The organism is Streptomyces sp. NPDC028907, from assembly GCF_055564995.1.
This window is the reverse complement of the sequence record NZ_JBVHVE010000008.1, coordinates 15,978-33,563: the sequence shown is the minus strand read 5'-3', so window position 1 is coordinate 33,563 and position 17,586 is coordinate 15,978. Positions and strand designations below refer to the sequence as shown.

At 69.9% G+C, this 17,586-nt stretch carries 16 protein-coding genes and 2 pseudogenes; 9 read left to right on the top strand and 9 right to left on the bottom strand.

All coding sequences use genetic code 11. From position 1 onward, the window contains the following. The first annotated feature begins 232 nt into the window (after positions 1-232). Complete coding sequence (locus ACZ4UU_RS24560; RefSeq protein ID WP_471905521.1) at positions 233-1,135, top strand: hypothetical protein; 903 nt, start codon at positions 233-235, stop codon at positions 1,133-1,135. A gap of 82 nt (positions 1,136-1,217) precedes the next feature. On the opposite strand, the gene ACZ4UU_RS24555 is transcribed toward ACZ4UU_RS24560, so the two are convergent. The 3 genes and pseudogenes from ACZ4UU_RS24555 to ACZ4UU_RS24545 form a co-directional block, all read right to left on the bottom strand. Next, positions 1,218-2,921, bottom strand: a complete 1,704-nt coding sequence (locus ACZ4UU_RS24555) for a relaxase/mobilization nuclease domain-containing protein (RefSeq protein ID WP_471905520.1) — start codon at positions 2,919-2,921, stop codon at positions 1,218-1,220. Continuing rightward, positions 2,911-3,486: a hypothetical protein gene (locus ACZ4UU_RS24550; RefSeq protein ID WP_471905848.1), complete on the bottom strand. Its 576-nt coding sequence runs from the start codon at positions 3,484-3,486 to the stop codon at positions 2,911-2,913. The genes ACZ4UU_RS24555 and ACZ4UU_RS24550 overlap by 11 nt, the downstream gene beginning before the upstream one ends. A 313-nt stretch (positions 3,487-3,799) precedes the next feature. Next, positions 3,800-4,252: pseudogene (locus ACZ4UU_RS24545) on the bottom strand (DUF3631 domain-containing protein); the annotation flags it as partial. Between ACZ4UU_RS24545 and ACZ4UU_RS24540 the strand changes: the two are divergent. Together ACZ4UU_RS24540 and ACZ4UU_RS24535 are read left to right on the top strand one after the other, a co-directional pair. Continuing rightward, positions 4,249-4,641, top strand: a pseudogene (locus ACZ4UU_RS24540) (XRE family transcriptional regulator); the annotation flags it as partial. The pseudogenes ACZ4UU_RS24545 and ACZ4UU_RS24540 overlap by 4 nt on opposite strands. Positions 4,642-4,665: 24 nt before the next feature. Next, a complete protein-coding gene (locus ACZ4UU_RS24535; RefSeq protein ID WP_471905519.1) occupies positions 4,666-5,724 on the top strand; it encodes a tyrosine-type recombinase/integrase in 1,059 nt (352 codons plus the stop codon). Positions 5,725-5,890: 166 nt separating this feature from the next. On the opposite strand, the gene ychF is transcribed toward ACZ4UU_RS24535, so the two are convergent. Further along, complete coding sequence (ychF, locus tag ACZ4UU_RS24530) at positions 5,891-6,979, bottom strand: redox-regulated ATPase YchF (protein ID WP_471905518.1); 1,089 nt, start codon at positions 6,977-6,979, stop codon at positions 5,891-5,893. Positions 6,980-7,445: 466 nt separating this feature from the next. Between ychF and ACZ4UU_RS24525 the strand changes: the two genes are divergently transcribed. Beyond that, positions 7,446-8,051, top strand: a complete 606-nt coding sequence (locus tag ACZ4UU_RS24525) for a DUF6542 domain-containing protein (RefSeq protein ID WP_471905517.1) — start codon at positions 7,446-7,448, stop codon at positions 8,049-8,051. A gap of 79 nt (positions 8,052-8,130) precedes the next feature. Here the strand turns inward: ACZ4UU_RS24525 and ppgK are convergent, their stop codons facing one another. Together ppgK and ACZ4UU_RS24515 are read right to left on the bottom strand one after the other, a co-directional pair. Continuing rightward, positions 8,131-8,880, bottom strand: a complete 750-nt coding sequence (gene ppgK / locus ACZ4UU_RS24520; RefSeq protein WP_471905516.1) for a polyphosphate--glucose phosphotransferase — start codon at positions 8,878-8,880, stop codon at positions 8,131-8,133. A 29-nt stretch (positions 8,881-8,909) separates the two neighbouring features. Further along, a complete protein-coding gene (locus tag ACZ4UU_RS24515) occupies positions 8,910-9,935 on the bottom strand; it encodes a 4-hydroxy-3-methylbut-2-enyl diphosphate reductase (RefSeq protein ID WP_471905515.1) in 1,026 nt (341 codons plus the stop codon). 368 nt (positions 9,936-10,303) lie between these two features. Between ACZ4UU_RS24515 and xseA the strand changes: the two genes are divergently transcribed. The 3 genes from xseA to ACZ4UU_RS24500 all read left to right on the top strand — a co-directional run bounded on the left by xseA (position 10,304) and on the right by ACZ4UU_RS24500 (position 12,525). After that, positions 10,304-11,548, top strand: coding sequence for an exodeoxyribonuclease VII large subunit (gene xseA, locus ACZ4UU_RS24510; protein ID WP_471905514.1), 1,245 nt, complete (start codon positions 10,304-10,306; stop codon positions 11,546-11,548). Between the two features lie 9 nt (positions 11,549-11,557). Beyond that, positions 11,558-11,788: an exodeoxyribonuclease VII small subunit gene (locus ACZ4UU_RS24505; RefSeq protein WP_471905513.1), complete on the top strand. Its 231-nt coding sequence runs from the start codon at positions 11,558-11,560 to the stop codon at positions 11,786-11,788. A gap of 146 nt (positions 11,789-11,934) precedes the next feature. Next, positions 11,935-12,525, top strand: coding sequence for a malonic semialdehyde reductase (locus ACZ4UU_RS24500; RefSeq protein WP_471905512.1), 591 nt, complete (start codon positions 11,935-11,937; stop codon positions 12,523-12,525). Between the two features lie 68 nt (positions 12,526-12,593). On the opposite strand, the gene ACZ4UU_RS24495 is transcribed toward ACZ4UU_RS24500, so the two are convergent. Beyond that, positions 12,594-13,115, bottom strand: coding sequence for a DUF4245 domain-containing protein (locus tag ACZ4UU_RS24495; protein ID WP_471905511.1), 522 nt, complete (start codon positions 13,113-13,115; stop codon positions 12,594-12,596). 128 nt (positions 13,116-13,243) lie between these two features. Between ACZ4UU_RS24495 and glpX the strand changes: the two genes are divergently transcribed. Further along, positions 13,244-14,281 carry a class II fructose-bisphosphatase gene (glpX, locus tag ACZ4UU_RS24490; RefSeq protein ID WP_471905510.1) on the top strand — a complete coding sequence of 346 codons (1,038 nt, stop codon included), beginning with the start codon at positions 13,244-13,246 and terminating at the stop codon, positions 14,279-14,281. Positions 14,282-14,366: 85 nt separating this feature from the next. Here glpX and ACZ4UU_RS24485 read toward each other — a convergent pair whose 3' ends face one another. Both ACZ4UU_RS24485 and ACZ4UU_RS24480 read right to left on the bottom strand, forming a co-directional pair. Next, on the bottom strand, positions 14,367-14,747 hold the full coding sequence (locus ACZ4UU_RS24485; protein WP_471905509.1) for a WhiB family transcriptional regulator: 381 nt from the start codon (positions 14,745-14,747) through the stop codon (positions 14,367-14,369). Positions 14,748-14,922: 175 nt separating this feature from the next. Beyond that, positions 14,923-15,606, bottom strand: a complete 684-nt coding sequence (locus tag ACZ4UU_RS24480; RefSeq protein WP_471905508.1) for a DUF1707 SHOCT-like domain-containing protein — start codon at positions 15,604-15,606, stop codon at positions 14,923-14,925. 191 nt (positions 15,607-15,797) lie between these two features. On the opposite strand from ACZ4UU_RS24480, the gene ACZ4UU_RS24475 reads away from it, so the two are divergent. Continuing rightward, positions 15,798-17,465 carry a fumarate hydratase gene (locus ACZ4UU_RS24475; protein ID WP_471905507.1) on the top strand — a complete coding sequence of 556 codons (1,668 nt, stop codon included), beginning with the start codon at positions 15,798-15,800 and terminating at the stop codon, positions 17,463-17,465. Positions 17,466-17,586: the final 121 nt, after the last annotated feature.

Sequence of the window (17,586 nt, the reverse complement as noted above, 5' to 3'; positions counted from 1 at the left end):
TCAACGGGACATCCAGGCTGGCCGGCCGCGGTGTGTTGTATGTGGCGACTGGCATGATCAGCTGCGTGATTCGACTCCTTCCTCCAGCATCGTTCCGTCGGGCCGTAGGAGCCGTCGCAAAGGTTGCTGGGTGAATTCGTGGGAAAGCGACCCGGCGTACCGGGCGGTGGTTCGGGCGTTCGTGGACGGGGATCCGCTCGACCAGGTGGGTGGGCCCCTTGACGTTCGCGCGGTGGTGGCGGGCATCCGTCCGGGCGCCAAGGACGGGTTTCTGCTTGAGGAGGTGCCATGGGACCGCTTCCCAGAGGGGGCCAGGGTCCGCGAGGCCATGGAGCGGTTGCGCTCGGGCGACGCCGCCGCCGTTGTTAGTGCGCTCGGCACGCTGATCGGCCTGTGCGCCAACGATATGAGGGCCGCGGCCGCGCCGGCGGTGCCTTTCCTGATTCGAATGGGTACCGATCCGGAGGACCGCCACCATACCGAGGCCCTGACCGTGGTGGGCGAGGTGGCGCGCATGTGGCACCAGGGCGTGTGCACACGTGCCGACATGCTGCGGTTCCACGACGATGACGAATGGTTCTTCGAGGTCACCGGCTACCTGCAGAACTGGTCGGTGCAGGCCGCCCGCGAGGCGATCGCGGCGGACACCGATCTTCTCCTGCCCCTGCTCGACGACCCCGACCCCGCAGTGCGCACCGCCACCGCATACGCGCTGGCGGCCGCCTCCGACCGTGCGCAGGACATCCTCACCGCGTTCCACTCCCGCCTGCTCTCCGAGCACAACCCGGCCGCACGCGCGGGCTTGGTCCTGGCGATCGCGCAGCTGGCCCGGGCGCACCAGGACCAGGGGACGGTGGTGTGGATGCGGGCCCGCTGGTCCGACCCGGCACGACCGCCCGAGGTACGCGTGAGCGCCGCGCTGGGGTGGATGTGCCTCACCGACTTGCCGATCCCGGACGAACGGCGCGCCATGCTGGTCACCCTCGCTACCGACGAGACTGCTCGGTTGATGGCACCGTTGCCGTGGATGCGCGCGGTCGAGACCGCCAGGGTCACCGGCCTTCACCGTTGCCTGCGCACCATGCTGCACCCCGGCATTGCTGATGTCGAAGACTGCGACGACCCGTGGTCCTGACAGCGAGTCGGGCATTTCCCCGCCGGAACACGTCGGCTGTTCCTTCGGGGAACATGTCGCACGGGGTGCGGCGGTCTCCGCATTACCGGCCCCTTCGTAGGGAGTCTGGCTGGGATCGATCGGCCACTGGTGTGGCTTGCGGGTTTGGCGTGGCGGACATGGACGACGTGCCGCTGACCGCACTCCGCCTGAGCGCCGCTTGTATTCGCCGGTTCGGCTGAGCGGTGATGCGCCAGTTGAGGACCTCGGCGGGGCGCTCGGCACTGTCGAGCTCCCGCTGGGCGCCCACCTCGGTCAGGAGACGCCGGGGGTTGTGGCCGACGGTCTCGGCGTGGGCGAGGGATGTGGTCAGGGCGGCCCAAGCGGGGTCCGCGAGGATCCGGTCGGCGTGGGCGGGGAGGGCCACGCGAACGTCCTGCTCGTAGCGGTGGGCGGTTGAGGCTCGCGGTGCACGGCGGGCCAGGTCCGCCAAGACGGGTGGGGCGGCCTGCTGGTAGCCCGCCTGGAGGTGGCGGAAGGCTTCTTCGGCCGCAGCGGCCTGCTGTTCGTGTCCGCGCTGCTCGTGCCACTTGGCGGCGGCGCGGGCCAGATGCACGGTGGCGAAGAGCAGGGCGATGGCGAGCCCGCCCGGCTCGCTGGAGGCGTAGGCGAGTTCCTTGGCGGCCTTGCGCAGGGCGGTGGCGGCTTGGTGGTCGGCGCGGGTGGCGGAGCGGCGGGCGCGGTTGAACGCCATGGCCGCTGCCCGCAGTTCCGCCCGGTGTGGGCTGGTCATGGCGCTGGCGATGTTGTACAGGGCGTCGCCGAAGGCGGCCAGGTAGCCCTGGGCGGCGGCATCATCACCAGAGTCGAGGACGGTGTGCGCCGTCTGGATGGCGGTGGTGGTGTGTCGCCATGGCTCGGCGGGGTCCGCCCCATGCCGGTGATGGTCGGGCACCTCCTGGTCGGGGAGGCGTTCGCGTAGGCGGTTGATGGAGAGGTCGGGGGCGAGCTTCGAGCCGCCGTACCAGATGGGTTCGCCGGCTGCGTTGGTGTCGCCGGGTGCGGCGAGGCTGTAGCCGATCACGTCGCCGGTCTCGGGGCCGAGACGCGTTTTGACCTTGATGCCGAGGGACTGCAGCACGGTGAAGTAGTCGGCTTCGTTGCGTACGGCTGCGGCGACCGCGTACGCCTGCTCGCGCAGCCACTGCCGTGCCGTGACCGTCTGGCCCTGGCGCTCCGCCTTGGCGTGTTCGGCGCCGGTGGGAGTGCGAGGAGCGGTGAGGTCACCGGACTTCAGGCAGCGCAGGCCGAACTCGGCCTCAATCTTCCGGCACTCCGCTTGGGCCCGCTGTCCGTCGCGGTGGGTGCGCGGGCGGCGTCCGTCGGCGCGGACGGTGGTGGCCATGATGTGGATGTGGTCGTCGGCGTGGCGCACGGCGATCCATCGGCATGCCTTCTCGTCGCCTTCGGGGGCGATGCCGGCGGCGTGAACGATGCGGCGGGCGACCTCGGCCCACTCGGTGTCGGTGAGGTAGCGGTCGCCGGGCGCAGTGCGGACCGGACAGTGCCAGACATGCTGAGGTGGTTTCTTGCCGCCCAGCTCGCGGGTGCGCAGGTCGACGTGGTGGTCGAGGCGCTTGGCGAGCTGGGAGTAGGTGGCTGCCGGGTCGCGGCCGGGGTCGGGGGCGCCGGCCATGTCCCAGGCGGCGACGATGTGCGGGTCGGTGTGTTCGTCGCGGCGGCCGGGGCCAAAGAGGTAGACGATCAGTCCGCGGGTGTCGGAACCGGTGGAGACGTCAGGAACCATGCGTGGTGCCCTCCGCCAGGAGCTGGTCGATCAGTCGGTAGCTGATCTGGGCCGCTTGGTCGACGCGGTCCAGCACCGTCTCGGCGCGCTCGGGCACTGTTCCTCGGTGGATGGCTGCGGTGATCTGGTTGAGGTTGCCGCCGATGCGGTTCAGCGCGACGGTGTGTGCCTCGACGGCCTCGATCAGGGGGCGGAGAGGCTCGTCCTCCGGGCTGCCGACCAGCCCTGCCTTGCCGAGGGCGACGGCGAGGGCGGCGTCCCCCACGAATCCGGCGAACTTCTGACCGCGCTGGTGAGCGGCGGCGCTGATCACGCTGACTGCGGTCCGCGTGAAGCGGATGGTCTTCTCCTGGTCGCGCTTCTCCACGGTGCGCTTGCGGTTCATCAGCGCGGGCAGGGCGGGGGCGTCGGGGTCCGGCCAGGATGGCTGCTCGGCGGGCGGTTGGACATAGCCCGGCGGCTGAGTGCGCGGGATGACGGAGTCGGCTGCGGGCGGGCAGCTGGTCTCGGCTATGCCCCCTTCCGGCTCGGGCGCCCCCTGGCGCTCGGCCTTCTCCTCCGCCACCCCTGGGGCGGGGGCAAGCGCGGACGAAGCCTCGTTAGAGGCTCGTTCGCTCCAGCTTGCTGCTGATCGGCAGGTCAGGCCGAAGAATCCCTTGCGGCGGCGGGTGGGGGCGTTGTCGGGGCTCGTTTCGGGCATGGTGGTGCTCCCGGTAATCGTGTGGGGGGCTTCGTCACGTCCGTCGCATCCGTCCCGTAGCTGGTCAGGGTAGGTACGGAGGCGGTCGCAGGTACGGAGTGATCCGTATCGGCAAGGAACTCCGTCCCCGCGCTGACCTGCGCGGGGACGGATGCGACGGATTGCCACGGAGCTGGTGTCAGCGAGTGGGCTTGGGGCCGGCAGGCCCACCGGGCGGGGCGGCAGGCAGCGTCCCGGTGGGAGGGGCGGGCGGCTTGCCGTGGGTTGGCCGTATGAGCGCGACCTCCCCGGCTGCGGGCGCCGACTGGGCAGGGTCGGGGCAGTAGCGGGCCCACACGTCGAGGAACTGATTGCGGGCGTACGCCTTAGCCTGCCTGCCGTTCTCGAAACGGTGGTTGGCCGGGCTGATGCCGAAGTCGCGCAGCAGGTTGGCCAGGTGGTAGGCGTTCAGGCCCTTCGTCCCGTACTCGGCCCACGGCGCCTCGGCGTCCTGGACGAGGGCCGCGAGCAGGTCCTGGCTGCGCAGCGCCTCCTTGCGGCCCTCCTGCTCGAACACGGGACGGACGTCGCGCAGCAGCCGCGTCTTCAGCGTCGTCTGTTCGTCCTGGACCACCTCGTTGCGCGCCCGAGCTGGCCGAGCGGGTGACCAGAGCCGGCATCAAGATGAACCAGACAGCGGTCTGGCGCATCGAGAACGGCACCCCTCGTCGGCGCATCAACCTCGACGAGGCCCTCGCCTTCTCCCGCGTCTTCGAACTCCCCCTCGAAGAGCTCATGTCCCCGCCCCTGGAGGGGCTCGACATCGACAGTCGACGGCTCGTCCAAGAAGCCGTCGAGGCGTTCTACGAGGCCCGAGACGCGCGCGACCGCCTCCACCACTCAGTCGTCGCCATCGCCGACCACATCAAGGCCCATCCCGACAGCTCTCGGGCGATCCACGAGCAGTGCCTCCGCCTCATGGGCGACGAGCGGGACGCTCGCACCCTCAGCAGCGACATCGAGGACGGCGGCCACTACTGACAACCGACGCGAAGGAGAAGCCACTTGGCGAACATCCAGAAGCGCCCCAACGGCAAATGGCGTGCTCGCTACCGCGACCTCGACGGCAAGGAGCACGCACGCCACTTCGAGCGCAAGGTCGACGCCCAGCGCTGGCTCGACGAGGTCACGGCCAGCGTGGTCACCGGGCAGTACGTCGACCCGCGGTCGGCGAAGAAGCCCTTCAAGGAGTACGCGGAGGAATGGCGGGCCATCCAGCCGCACCGGCCTTCCACGGCCAAGGCGGTGGCCCAGCACCTGCGCTGCTATGTCTATCCGGCCTGGGAGAAGCGGGCACTCGGCGCCATCAAGCCCGGCGACGTACAGAGCTGGGTCACCAGCCTGACCACCACGCACGGGCTGGCCGCCAGCACCTCGCGGACGGTCTTCAACACGGTCAACGCCGTCTTCCGGGCGGCCGTCCGTGACCGGATGATCCCTCACAACCCGTGCACCGAGGCGAAGCTGCCCTCGGTACCGCGGAAGAAGATCGTGCCACTGGCCGTCGAGCAGGTGCGGACACTGTCCGAGGAGATACCCGCCCGATACAAGGGCCTCGTGCTGCTCGGCGCGGCCACAGGGCTCCGCCCCGGCGAGCTCTTCGGCCTCCAGCTCCGGCACATGGACCTGCTGCACGCGACCGTCTCGGTCGAGCAGCAGATCCAGCAGACCGCCAAGCACGGCGTGTACGTCGGACCGCCGAAGACCGCACGCTCACACCGCACGGTTCCGCTCCCCCGCATGGCAGTGGATGCGATGAAGGCCCACCTGCGGGACTTCCCCGCCGATGGGCCCGAGAGCTGGATCTTCACGGCGCCGCAAGGCGGACCCGTGGTCTACACGCACTTCATGGACGGGTCCTGGCGGCCCGCCTGCGCGAAGGCCGGCATAGCGAAGGGCACCGGACCTCATGCCCTGCGGCATCACTACGCCAGCCTGCTGATCAAGCACGGCGAGTCGGTGAAGACCGTCTCCGAGCGCCTCGGCCACACCAACGCGGCCATGACGCTGAACATCTACACCACCTGTGGCCCGACTCCGAGGAGCGGACCCGGGCCGCCGTAGACAAGGCGTACGCGGACTGCCCTGCAGACGGCGAGACGGCGGTCGACGAAGCGGCGTAGCCGCTCCCCGCGCGCCGGACTCATCCAGCACGCTGCGGACTCTGTGCGGACCGCAAAGGCCGCCCAACCCACTCCGTCGCAGGTCAGACGGCCTTCCGCAAGATCGACTAGACGTTGAAGCGGAACTCCACGACGTCCCCGTCCTGCATCACATACTCCTTGCCCTCCATGCGGGCCTTGCCCTTCGCGCGGGCCTCCGCCACCGATCCGGTCTCCACCAGGTCGGCGAAGGAGATGACCTCCGCCTTGATGAAGCCCTTCTGGAAGTCGGTGTGGATGACGCCGGCGGCCTCGGGGGCGGTGGCGCCCTTCTTGATGGTCCAGGCGCGGGATTCCTTGGGGCCGGCCGTGAGGTAGGTCTGGAGGCCGAGGGTGTTGAAGCCGACGCGGGCGAGGGTGGCGAGGCCGGGCTCCTCGGCGCCGACCGACTCCAGCAGCTCCAGCGCGTCCTCCTCGTCGAGCTCGGCGAGGTCCGCCTCCAGCTTGGCGTTGAGGAAGATCGCCTCGGCGGGGGCGACCAGGGCGCGCTGCTCGGCCTTGAAGTCGTCGTCGACCAGCTCGTCCTCGTCGACGTTGAAGACGTAGAGGAAGGGCTTGGTGGTCAGCAGGTGCAGGTCGTGCAGGAGCTCCTCGTTGCCGGAGCCTTGGACGATGCCCGCGGAGAACAGGGTGTCGCCCTTCTCCAGGATCTCCTTGGCCTCCTCGACGGCCTTCACCTTCGGCGCGATGTCCTTCTTGATCCGCGACTCCTTCTGGAGCCGGGGCAGGACCTTCTCGATGGTCTGGAGGTCGGCGAGGATCAGCTCGGTGTTGATCGTCTCGATGTCGTCCTTGGGCGAGACCTTGCCGTCGACGTGGACGACGTTCTCGTCCTTGAAGGCGCGGATGACCTGGCAGATCGCGTCGGACTCACGGATGTTGGCGAGGAACTTGTTGCCCAGGCCCTCGCCCTCGGAGGCGCCGCGCACGATGCCGGCGATGTCGACGAAGTCGACGGTCGCCGGGAGGATCTTCTGGGAGGAGAAGATCTCGGCCAGTTTCGCCAGCCGCGGGTCCGGGACGCCGACCACGCCCACGTTCGGCTCGATCGTGGCGAACGGGTAGTTGGCCGCCAGCACGTCGTTCTTGGTCAGGGCGTTGAACAGGGTCGATTTGCCGACATTAGGCAGACCGACGATTCCGATCGTGAGCGACACGTTGCGACTTCCCGTACGTGAGAGGACTTCAGGGGGCTGGGCTGGGGCCCGGTCCTTCCTCGATCTTCGCTGCAGATGCTGCACACGATGCCGACGACGCAGATGTACGGGCCGATCCACCAGTCTACGGCGTACCGGGCCGGGCCCAGGGCGCCGTATCGAACACCTGGCCAAGGTCCGCCCCAAGGTGTGTCCGATGGCGAATTCGCCACATAAACCGACCTAGGTTGGACCGGTGGAGCAAGACAGGGCGCGACCTGCCGGGTTCGGATCGCGACGCGGTACTCCGCCGCCGTTGCCGCCGCAGGCGGTGCGGGGTGGTGCGGGGCGGGGTGAGCGCGGGTTCGCGCCGTACGGGAACGGCGACGGGGACGGTGTGGAGCGGGGCGAGGGGCGTGCGAGGCGCAACGGGGGCGGGTGGGCCCCGGAGGTGAGCGGTGCAAGCGGTGCGAGCCGTGCGAGGGGCGTGAGCGGGGGGAGGGATCCGGGCGGCGGGCGGTCCGTCTGGGCCTCCCGGTCGTCCGGCCCCGGCCCGGAAGGCCGGCCTTCCCGTCCGTCCACGTCCGCCCAGCCCGTCCGCGCCACCCGGCCCGTCGCCCAGCGCCGCCCGAGCGCAGCGGCCCCGGCGGCGGCCGTACGGCGGTTCGGGCCGCCGCCCGTGCAGCAGGCGGTACGCCGGTTTCCCAACCCCCGGCTCACGGGCCTGGGCTGCGGCCTGTTCTGCGGTGCCGTGATGTTCCTGCTCGGTCACCTGGACGCGCTGCTGCTCGGGTCGTCACTCACGGTGTACAGCGTGCTGTTCGTGCCGGTGTGCGTGCTGACCGCGGTCTGGGTGCGCCGGGGCGACCTGATGACCGCGCCGGTGGTCCTGCCGATCGCGTTCGCCGTGGGGCTCGTTCCGGTGGCCGACGAGGGCGGAGGGATCGGCGGTCACCTGATGGGGCTGTTCACCGCCCTGGCCACACAGGCCGGATGGCTGTACGGGGGAACGCTGATCGCCGGTCTCATCGTGCTCGTACGAAGGGTCCGCCTGGTGGCACGCAGGGCGGCGGTCCGACGACGCGCAACGTGACCGCGATCGTGGCCGTCGCCGCGACCGTGGCCGCGACCGTCGGCCGTCGGTGCCACGTCCACCGACGGCCCGTCATCGATCAGCCGTCCTTCTCCGCGGCATGCATCGCCGCGCCCACGATCCCCGCGTTGTTCTGCAACTGCGCCGGGACGATCTCCGCCTTGATGCCCTCGATGTAGGGCAGGAACTTGTGGGACTTGCGGCTCACCCCGCCGCCGATGATGAACAGCTCCGGGGAGAACAGCATCTCGACATGGGCGAGGTACTTCCGGACCCGGTGTGCCCAGTGCTCCCAGGAAAGGTCCTCGTCCTCCTTGGCCTTGCTGGAGGCTCGCTTCTCCGCGTCGTGGCCGTGGAGTTCGAGGTGGCCCAGCTCTGTGTTGGGGACCAGGCGGCCGTCGATGAAGACCGCGCTGCCGATGCCCGTGCCGAAGGTGAGGAGGATCACGGTGCCCCGGCGGTCGCGGCCCGCGCCGAAGTGCATCTCGGCGACGCCGGCCGCGTCCGCGTCGTTGACCACGGTCACCGGGAGGCCGCCGAGGCGGTCACTGAACAACGCGCGCGCATCCGTGTCGATCCAGCTCTTGTCGACGTTCGCCGCCGTACGGATCGTGGATCCGTCGGTGACCACGCCGGGGAAGGTGAGCCCGACCGGCCCGGTCCAGCCGTAGTGCTCGACGACCTGCTTCACACCGTCGGCCACCCCGTCGGGCGTGGCCGGGTGCGGAGTGAGCACCTTGAAGCGCTCCTGAGCGAGATCGCCTCTGTCGAGGTCCACCGGGGCACCCTTGATCCCGGATCCACCGATGTCCAAGCCGAAGATCTGCATGGCCCTACGTTACGACGCGGGACCGACAGTCACTCCCCGGAGTCGGCGGAGCCCGTGGCCCCGGTGCGCTCGGCGATCAGCGCGGCCGCCTCGTCGCGCAGGTCACGGCGGAGTTCCTTGGGCAGCGAGAAGGTGATCGACTCCTCGGCCGCCTTCACCAGCTCCACATCGCCGTAGCCACGCTGGGCGAGCCACTCCAGGACCTCCTCCACCAGCACCTCCGGGACGGAGGCGCCGGAGGTGACGCCGACCGTGGTGACGCCCTCCAGCCAGGCCTCGTCGATCTCGCTCGCGAAGTCCACGAGGTAGGCCTCGCGGGAGCCGGCGAGCTTGGCGACCTCGACGAGCCGCTTGGAGTTGGAGGAGTTGCGGGAGCCGACCACGAGGACCAGCTCGGCCTCGGCACCCATCTGCTTCACGGCGAGCTGACGGTTCTGCGTGGCGTAGCAGATGTCGTCGCTGGGCGGGGAGATGAGCTGCGGGAACTTCTCCTTCAGGGCGTCGACGGTCTCCATGGTCTCGTCGACGGAGAGGGTGGTCTGGGAGAGCCAGACGACCTTCGACTCGTCGCGGACCTCGACCTTGGCGACGTCGCCCGGGCCGTCGACGAGCTGGATGTGGTCCGGTGCCTCGCCGGACGTGCCGATGACCTCCTCATGGCCCTCGTGCCCGATGAGGAGGATGTCGTAGTCCTCGTTCGCGAAGCGGACGGCTTCCTTGTGGACCTTGGTGACCAGCGGGCAGGTCGCGTCGATGGTGGCGAGCCTGCTGCGCGCGGCCTCCTCGTGGACGACGGGGGCGACACCGTGCGCGGAGAACATCACGATGTTCCCCGGCGGGACCTCCTCCGTCCGCTCGACGAAGACGGCGCCCTTCTTCTCCAGGGTCTGTACGACGTACTTGTTGTGGACGATCTCGTGCCGGACGTACACCGGAGCGCCGTACTGCTCCAGGGCTTTCTCGACGGCGATCACGGCGCGGTCCACACCCGCGCAGTAGCCACGGGGGGCGGCGAGCAGGACACGGCGGCCAGGCGAAGCAGTCATGCGTCCCATCGTAAGGGTGCGTTCGGCGGGTTGAAGATCGCGCGGGTGACGGCTTGGTGCACAGGCTGACCGTGGGTTGTGAGGGGTGCGAAACGAAGTGACGGGCGCGGACCTGCGGAGGCGTGATGTCCGGACGCCGGACCAAGGACGCGTGACCTCGGCTTCCTCGCCCCCGCCGCCCCTACCCGTCCCGTCCTTCTGGGGCTCCGCCCCAGACCCCGCTCCTCAAACGCCGGAGGGGTTGGGTTGTTCAGCCCGTCCGGCGTTTGAGGACGAGGCCCCTTCAGGGCCGAAGCGGGGGTCTGGGGGCGCAGCCCCCAGGGACGGGACCCCGTTGGCTGGGCCGGGTTGTCGGTGGGGGCCGTTACGCTCGGCGCATGGCTGTGAACACGTCCCCCGAATCGCCCCTGCCCGTCGGCGAGGTGTCGCGGCTCATCGGGGGGTGGATCGACCGGCTCGGGGCGGTGTGGGTCGAGGGGCAGATCACCCAGCTGTCGCGGCGGCCCGGCGCCGGCGTCGTGTTCCTGACGCTGCGGGACCCGTCGTACGACATCTCCGTGAGCGTGACGGCGTACCGGCAGGTGTTCGACGCCGTCGCCGACGTGGTGAGCGAGGGCGCCCGCGTCGTCGTCCTCGCCAAACCCGAGTGGTACGCCCCGCGCGGCCAGCTCTCCCTGCGCGCCACCGAGATAAAGCCCGTCGGCGTCGGCGAGCTCCTCGCCCGGCTGGAGATGCTGAAGAAGTCACTCGCCGCCGAGGGGCTCTTCGCGCCCGAGCGCAAGAGGCCGCTCCCCTTCCTCCCTCAGCTCGTCGGCCTGGTCTGCGGCCGGGCCTCCGCCGCCGAGCGGGACGTCCTGGAGAACGCCCGCCACCGCTGGCCCGCCGTCCGCTTCGAGGTCCGCAACGTCCCGGTGCAGGGCGTGCACGCCGTGCCGCAGGTCGTGCAGGCGGTGAAGGAGCTGGACGAGATCGACGCCGTGGACGTGATCATCGTCGCCCGCGGCGGCGGCAGCGTCGAGGACCTGCTGCCCTTCTCCGACGAGCAGCTGGTGCGGGCCGTCGCCTCCTGCCGTACGCCCGTCGTCTCCGCGATCGGGCACGAGCCCGACAACCCCCTCCTCGACCACGTCGCCGACCTGCGCGCCTCCACCCCCACCGACGCCGCCAAGAAGGTCGTACCGGATGTGGGTGAGGAGTACGAACGGGTGCGGATGCTGCGCGACCGGGCCCGGCGCTGCGTCGAGGCGTTCGTCGAGCGCGAGGAGCGAGGGCTCGCGCACGCCCTCGCGCGGCCGTCGATAGAGGATCCGCACCGGATGATCGACGAGCGCGCCGATCATGTGGCCTCGCTTCTCGACCGCGGCCGCCGCTGCCTCGGCCACCTCCTCGACCGCGCCGAGTCGGAGCTGACCCACACGCACGCGCGCGTGGTGGCCCTCTCCCCCGCGGCGACCCTGAAGCGGGGGTACGCGGTGCTCCAGCGGGCCGACGGGCATGTGGTCCGGGACCCGGGTGAGGTGACGGCGGACGAGGCGCTGCGGGCGCGCGTCGCCGAGGGCGAGTTCTCCGTACGAGTCGATGACCGAAGCGACGCGCTGAGCGACGCACGAAGCGATGCATAGGGTGGGCGGATGACCAGCAAGGTGGAAGAGGCACTCGGCTACGAGCAGGCCCGGGACGAGCTGATCGAGGTCGTACGGCGGCTGGAGGCGGGCGGTACGACGCTGGAGGAGTCCCTGGCGCTCTGGGAGCGGGGCGAGGAGCTGGCCAAGGTGTGCAGGCGCTGGCTGGACGGGGCGCGGGCGCGGCTGGACGCGGCGCTGGCCGAGGAGCGAGAGGCCGAGGAAGAGGGCGGCGAGTAGCCGCACGGGTGACGTTCTGCTGTGAAGCGGATCACTACACCCCGGTTATTGTTGAAGCATCAACCTTCCTTCGCGTACCTTCGTGACGTAAGCCGATCCGGACCGCGGTCCGGTAAGGACCCAGGCGTCACTCTAGGAAGTCCCGTATGTCTCTCGTTCTCGACCCCGCCGCCCAGGACCTGCTGTTCCGCGAGGCCCGCACCGCGAACACCTTCACCGACGAGCCGGTGACCGAGGAGCAGATCCAGGCGATCTACGACCTGGTCAAGTACGGCCCCACCGCCTTCAACCAGACCCCGCTGCGCATCACCCTGGTCCGCTCGGCCGAGGCCCGTGAGCGTCTGGTGCAGCACATGGCCGAGGGCAACCAGGCCAAGACCGCCGCCGCCCCGCTGGTCGCGATCCTTTCCGCGGACAACGAGTTCCACGAGGAGCTGCCGACCCTGTTCCCGGCGTTCCGGCAGGCCAAGGACGTCTTCTTCAGCGAGCGCGCGGCCCGCGAGAACGCCGCCGGCATGAACGCCGCCCTCCAGGCCGCGTACTTCATCGTCGGCGTCCGCGCCGCCGGGCTGGCCGCCGGCCCGATGACCGGCTTCGACTTCGAGGGCGTCCGCAAGGAGTTCCTCGACGACGACCACACCCCGCTGATGGTCGTCAACATCGGCAAGCCGGGCGCCGACGCCTGGTACCCGCGCTCCCCGCGCCTGGAGTACGACCAGGTCATCACCACGGTCTGAGCTGAACCGGCCCGCACGACGAAAGGCCCCCGGCGGTATGCCGGGGGCCTTTCGTCATCCGTGGACGGTCACTCCGCCTTCAGGGCCTTCGCCATCTGCGTCAACTGCTCGAACGACCCCGTGCCGGCCACCACCGTGGTCACGCCCTTCTCCTGGTGCACGAGCGCGTCGTAACGGCCGCCGGTGTAGCGCGTCCACGTCCGGTCGCCGATCTTCTCGGTGACCTCGGTGGCCCGCCCGCCCTGGGTGGCCTTCTCCAGGAACGTCGACGGCTTCTCGGCCGACTGCTCGACCTGGACGTACTCCCCGGCCGAGGTGTGGAAGCCCAGATGCCAGGCGTCGAAGTCGGCGCCCTTGAAGCGGACGGATGTCGGCTTCCAGCTGTCGGGCAGGCCCTGGGGCGCGACCACGGGGTAGGACGCCGCGCGGCGGGCCGTGAGCAGCTCGACGCGGTAGTCGACCCGCGGGAGGTCGGGAGCGCCGTCCTCATGGGGAACGAAGAGATAGATGACTCCCGCCGCCAGCACGGTCACTCCCAGGGAGAGGACCATGTTGCGGACCGACTTCTGCTTGCCGTTGGAACCTGCCACGCCCCCTATCGTCGCAGGTGCCCTGGCCTGCTCATCCGTGGGGCCCCCTGCTCATTCTGCGCGCCCGGGGATAGAGTCAGGGCGGTCACCCTCATCCGGCCGTCGTCGTATCAGAAAGGTGCGCTCCGATGACCGAGAATCATCATCATTTGCCGTCCGAGCTCGAAGTACCCAGCGAAGCCCCCGATCGCAACCTCGCCCTGGAACTGGTCCGAGTGACCGAGGCGGCGGCGATGGCCGCGGGCCGCTGGGTCGGGCGCGGCGACAAGAACGGCGCCGACGGTGCCGCGGTGCGCGCCATGCGGACCCTCGTCCACACCGTGTCGATGAACGGCGTCGTCGTCATCGGTGAGGGCGAGAAGGACGAAGCGCCGATGCTCTTCAACGGAGAGCGGGTCGGCGACGGCACCGGGGCCGAGGTCGACATCGCCGTCGACCCGATCGACGGGACCACGCTGACCGCGAAGGGCATGCCCAACGCGATCTCCGTGCTCGCCGCGGCGGACCGGGGGGCCATGTTCGACCCGTCCGCCGTCTTCTACATGGACAAGCTGGTCACCGGCCCCGACGCGGCCGACTTCGTCGACATCGACGCGCCCGTGTCCGTGAACATCCGCCGGGTCGCCAAGGCGAAGCGGTCCACGCCCGAGGACGTCACCGTCGTCATCCTCGACCGACCCCGGCACGAGGGCATCATCAAGGAGATCCGGGATGCCGGTGCACGCATCAAGCTGATCTCCGACGGCGATGTCGCGGGATCGATCTACGCGCTGCGCGAGGGCACCGGCGTCGACATGCTGCTGGGCATCGGCGGTACGCCGGAGGGGATCATCTCGGCCTGTGCGGTGAAGTGCCTGGGCGGCACGATCCAGGGCAAGCTGTGGCCGAAGGACGACGAGGAGCGCCAGCGGGCCGTCGACGCCGGCCACGACCTCGACCGGGTACTGCTGACGGACGACCTGGTCGCCGGGGACAACGTGTTCTTCGTCGCGACCGGCATCACCGACGGCGAACTGCTGCGCGGTGTGCGGTACCGGTCCGAGAACGCGACGACCGACTCGATCGTGATGCGCTCGAAGTCGGGGACGGTGCGGCGGATCGACTCCGAGCACCGGCTGAGCAAGCTGCGGGCCTACAGCGCGATCGACTTCGACAGGGCGAAGTGAACAAGGGGCGGTCACCCGCCCGTTGCTGAACCGCGCAGCCGACAGGGCGCCCCCGGTGCGGAGGGGGCGCCCTTCCTCTTGCCGCTCAGCCCGCCTGCGCTATGCGGTTCGTCGTCGCCCTGGCCGTCTTCTTCAGTTCCATCTCGCGACGGCGGCGCCTGGCCAGGACCACTCGGCGTTCGGCCGCGGTCAGGCCGCCCCAGACGCCGTAGGGCTCGGGCTGGAGAAGGGCGTGTTCGCGGCACTCGACCATGACCGGGCAGCGGGCACACACCCGCTTGGCCGCCTCCTCGCGGGAGAGTCGGGCCGCGGTGGGCTCTTTCGAAGGCGCGAAGAACAGGCCGGCCTCGTCGCGGCGGCACACGGCTTCCGTGTGCCATGGGGCGTCTTGGTCCCTGTCTCGCACTGGCACCCGCTGGGCCGGAACGGCAGCTACCTGCAGGGACGAATGCGGCGGTTGCAGCACGGTCTACTCCTGACGACGGCTTCGCGAGCGAGAGACGATGCAGCAAGGTCTACCCGCTGTGCGCGCGCCTATGCAGGGAGTTCCGATCCGCTGGATCTCGGGGGGTTCGGCACGCTTGCCCGGGGCGTCCGCAACGGCCGAAAGGCGCGGTGGAAGCCGGCCCGATTCACAACCGTCAACGATCCAGATGCTTGCGCAAACTCCTGTCGACCTTGCGCTGGACACGGTCGAGGATGTCGGCGACCACCTTCCCCCGCTTCGGCCGGCCCTCGATGTTGCCCAGCACGGCCCAGCCGTCGACATGGACGACCGGTGCCTGGGGGTCCTCCGCGTCGAGGTGGTCCACCTCGAAGTTGCCGAGCACGCCGCCGCCGGTGCCGCGCAGCGAGACGTTCTCCGGGACGCGGACCTCGACGTTGCCGAAGACCGAGATCGCCCGGATCACGACCTGCTGGTACTCGAAGAGGGCCTCGCTGAGGTCTATCTCCACGCTGCCGAAGATCGCGTACGCGTGGATGCGCCGGCCGGCGCGCCAGCGGCCCTTGCGGACGGCGCTGCTGAAGACCGCGACCACGTTGTCGTCGGGGTCGGGCGGTATCGCGCCGACTGCGGGCCTGCTCGGGGCGGGTATGTGGGGTGCGCGGCGCACGTGGGCGGCGGGCAGGTCCCGTATGAAGACATCCAGTTCACCCACCGTCCTGGCCGCCAGCACGCCCTCGACGCGCTCGGCGTGCTCGTCGGCGGTGAGGCGGCCCTCGGCCAGGGCCTCGCGAAGGATGTCGGCGATCCGGTCGCGGTCGGCGTCGGAGGCACGGAGTTCGGTGGCGGCAGCGGGTTCGGTCTGCTTCTGAAGGTCCACGGCAGCAGCGTACCGAAACACGATAGATCGCGATACCCCTGTGGACGACGCCTTGGACGACGCCTTGGCCGACGCCTTGGCCGACGAACTGAGCCTTACCTCACAAGCTCGCCGTCAGCGGCAGGTTCTACGCTGGTGGACGCTGCCAACGGAGGCCAGCCGCGCTGTCTGTTTAGTGAGGAATGGGCGACATGCCTGAGTTCGCGTACACCGATCTGCTCCCCATGGGAGAGGACACCACCCCGTACCGGCTGGTGACCTCCGAAGGTGTCTCCACCTTCGAGGCCGACGGGCGGACGTTCCTCAAGGTCGAGCCCGAGGCGCTGCGCAAGCTCGCCGAGGAGGCCATCCACGACATCCAGCACTACCTGCGCCCCGCCCACCTCGCGCAGCTGCGCCGGATCATCGACGACCCCGAGGCGTCGGGCAACGACAAGTTCGTGGCGCTGGACCTGCTGAAGAACGCGAACATCGCGGCGGCGGGCGTGCTCCCCATGTGCCAGGACACCGGCACGGCGATCGTGATGGGCAAGCGCGGCCAGAACGTGCTGACGGAGGGCGGCGACGAGGAAGCCCTCTCCCGCGGCATCTACGACGCTTACCTGAACCTCAACCTGCGCTACTCGCAGATGGCTCCGCTCACCATGTGGGAGGAGAAGAACACCGGTTCCAACCTGCCGGCGCAGATCGAGCTGTACGCGACGGACGGCGGCGCGTACAAGTTCCTGTTCATGGCGAAGGGCGGCGGGTCCGCCAACAAGTCCTTCCTCTACCAGGAGACGAAGGCCGTCCTGAACGAGGCCTCCATGATGAAGTTCCTGGAGGAGAAGATCCGCTCGCTCGGTACGGCCGCCTGCCCGCCGTACCACCTCGCGATCGTCGTCGGCGGTACGTCCGCCGAGTACGCGCTGAAGACCGCGAAGTACGCCTCCGCTCACTACCTGGACGAGATCCCCGCCGAGGGCTCGCCGCTCGGGCACGGGTTCCGGGACAAGGAGCTGGAGGAGAAGGTCTTCGAGCTGACGCAGAAGATCGGGATCGGGGCGCAGTTCGGCGGCAAGTACTTCTGCCACGACGTGCGGGTGGTGCGGCTGCCGCGGCACGGTGCCTCCTGCCCGGTCGCCATCGCCGTGTCCTGCTCCGCCGACCGCCAGGCCGTCGCGAAGATCACGGCCGAGGGCGTCTTCCTGGAGCAGCTGGAGACGGACCCGGCGCGGTTCCTGCCGGAGACGACCGACGAGCACCTGGAGCAGGACGGCGACGTCGTCAGGATCGACCTCAACCAGCCGATGGACTCGATTCTCGCGGAGCTCACCAAGTACCCGGTGAAGACCCGGCTTTCGCTCACCGGCCCGCTGGTCGTGGCCCGCGACATCGCGCACGCCAAGATCAAGGAGCGGCTCGACGCGGGTGAGGGGATGCCGCAGTACCTGAAGGACCACCCGGTGTACTACGCCGGCCCGGCGAAGACGCCCGAGGGCTACGCATCCGGCTCCTTCGGGCCGACCACGGCCGGCCGTATGGACTCCTACGTCGAGCAGTTCCAGGCGGCGGGGGGCTCCAAGGTGATGCTGGCGAAGGGGAACCGCAGCAAGCAGGTCACCGACGCGTGCGACGCGCACGGCGGCTTCTACCTCGGCTCCATCGGCGGCCCGGCCGCCCGGCTCGCCCAGGACTGCATCAAGAAGGTCGAGGTCGTCGAGTACGAGGAGCTCGGCATGGAGGCGGTCTGGAAGATCGAGGTCGAGGACTTCCCGGCCTTCATCGTGGTGGACGACAAGGGCAACGACTTCTTCCAGGACCCGGCACCGGCGCCGACGTTCACGTCCATTCCGGTACGGGGTCCGGGCCTGGCGTAGCGACTCCGGCACGACACGGTTCCTCGCCCCCGCCGCCCCTACCCGTCCCGTCCCTGGGGGCTGCGCCCCCAGACCCCCGCTGTCGGCCCTTCGGGCCTCGTCCTCAAACGCCGGACGGGCT